The following is a 1,896-nucleotide window of genomic DNA, read 5'->3' as shown; positions in this document are numbered from 1 at the left end:
TGCCTAGAATGACGGCCAGATCCACGTCCACCGGCCGGTTACCGAACACTGAGTCCGTGACCACCAGGCGCCCGTCGTCGGTGACTTCTCCCAGCACGGCATAGGGGCAACGCTCCCGTTCGCACAGGGCCGCGAAACGCTCCAAGTCCTCGGGGGCAATGGCAAGGACGTAACGCTCCTGGGATTCGTTACACCAGATCTGCAGGGGGGACATGCCCGGCTCTTCGATGGGGATCTTGCGCAGGTCCACCCGGGCGCCCCGCCCCGAGGCGTGCACCAGCTCGGGCAGCGCATTGGCAAGCCCCCCCGCCCCCACGTCGTGGATCGCCAGGATGGGATTGGCCTCCCCGAGCTGCCAGCAGCGGTCGATCACTTCCTGGGCGCGACGTTGCATCTCTGCGTTGCCCCGCTGGACCGAATCGAAGTCCAGCTCGGCCACGTTGGCTCCGGTGTCCATGCTGGAGGCCGCTCCGCCGCCCAGGCCAATCAGCAGGCCTGGCCCGCCGAGCTGGATGAGCAGTGCTCCCACGGGCAGCGTCCGCTTGAACGCTTGCCGCTCCAGAATATTGCCAATGCCGCCGGCGATCATGATGGGCTTGTGGTAGCCCCGCATTTCCCCTGCCACTTCCATCTCCAGGGTGCGGAAGTAACCGCCCAAGTGGGGCCGGCCGAACTCGTTGTTGAAGGAAGCGGCGCCGACAGGACCCTCCAGCATGATCTCCAGGGCCGAGGCAATGCGCTCGGGCTTGCCATAGGCAGCTCGGCCCGCGACCGCTTCTTCCCAAGGCTGCAGCCAACCGGGAATGCGCAGGTTGGAAACGGAAAAACCAGTCAATCCCGCCTTGGGCTTGGCGCCCCGACCGGTCGCAGCCTCGTCCCGGATCTCTCCACCGGCGCCGGTGGCCGCCCCCGGGAAAGGGGAAATGGCCGTCGGATGGTTGTGGGTTTCGACCTTCACCAGGATGTGAAGGTCCTCCTCGTGGAAGCGGTAGACCTGGTCCCGAGCATCGGGACCGAACCAGGCTACCCGGGCGCCCCGGATGACGGCGGCATTGTCCGCATAAGCCACCAGCGTGTCCCGTGGGCGGCGGGTATGGGTCGTGCGGATCATGCCGAACAAGGTATCTGGCTGCTCCACGCCGTCGAGCACCCAGCGGGCGTTGAAGATCTTGTGGCGGCAGTGCTCCGAATTGGCCTGGGCGAACATCATGAGCTCCACGTCGGTAGGGTTGCGCCCTGCCGCCTGGAAGCTCGCCGCCAGGTAGTCGATCTCGTCCTCGGAAAGGGCGAGCCCCATGGCCCGGTTGGCTTCCGCCAGGGCCGTTCTGCCCCGGGCCAAGAGGTCCACCTCCTGGAGGGGAGCGGGTTCGTAATGGCGGAACAGCTGCTCCGCCTCCTCCAGGGTGGAGAAGACCGCCTCGGTCATGCGGTCATGGATCAAGGGGGCCAGAGCCGCCTGATCGCCAGGTGTCCAAGCCCGCTCCATCCGCACCCGGTAGACCACGCCCCGCTCGATACGCTCTACGGCGTCGAGGCCGCAGCGCCGGGCAATCTCGGTGGCCTTGGACGACCAAGGGGAGACGGTCCCCGGGCGGGGCACCACAAGGAGCAGGAGGGCGTCCGCCGCTTCTTCCGGGGTGAAGGCAACCCGGGCGCGCGCCGGCCCATAGCTCAGAAGGGAAAGGAGGACCGCCCGGCGCTCCGCCGTCAGTTCTCCCCGCAGCGCGATGAAGTGCCAGTACCGGGCGTGCACGTCCTGCACGGCGGGGAGCCGGGCCCGAAGGCGGGCGAGGAGCTTGTCGCGCCGAAACGCCGTGAGGGCTCGGGGGCCAGGCAGGCGCAGGATGGAGGTCTCGTGCACCATTTAAAGAAATCTAATTTTATCCGAGAAAAGGC

At 67.0% G+C, this 1,896-nt stretch carries 1 protein-coding gene; it reads right to left on the bottom strand.

Annotated features, from left to right (window positions below; all coding sequences use genetic code 11):
- Window positions 1-1,864 (bottom strand): phosphoribosylformylglycinamidine synthase (gene purL / locus V7Q81_RS15925; protein WP_333845295.1); only part of this gene is annotated, 1,864 nt, incomplete at its 3' end.
- Window positions 1,865-1,896: the final 32 nt, after the last annotated feature.

It is taken from the genome of Pelomicrobium sp. (genome assembly GCF_036803785.1).
Taxonomy (GTDB): Bacteria; Pseudomonadota; Gammaproteobacteria; order Burkholderiales; family UBA6910; genus Pelomicrobium.
This window is presented reverse-complemented; position numbering and strand designations above follow the sequence as displayed.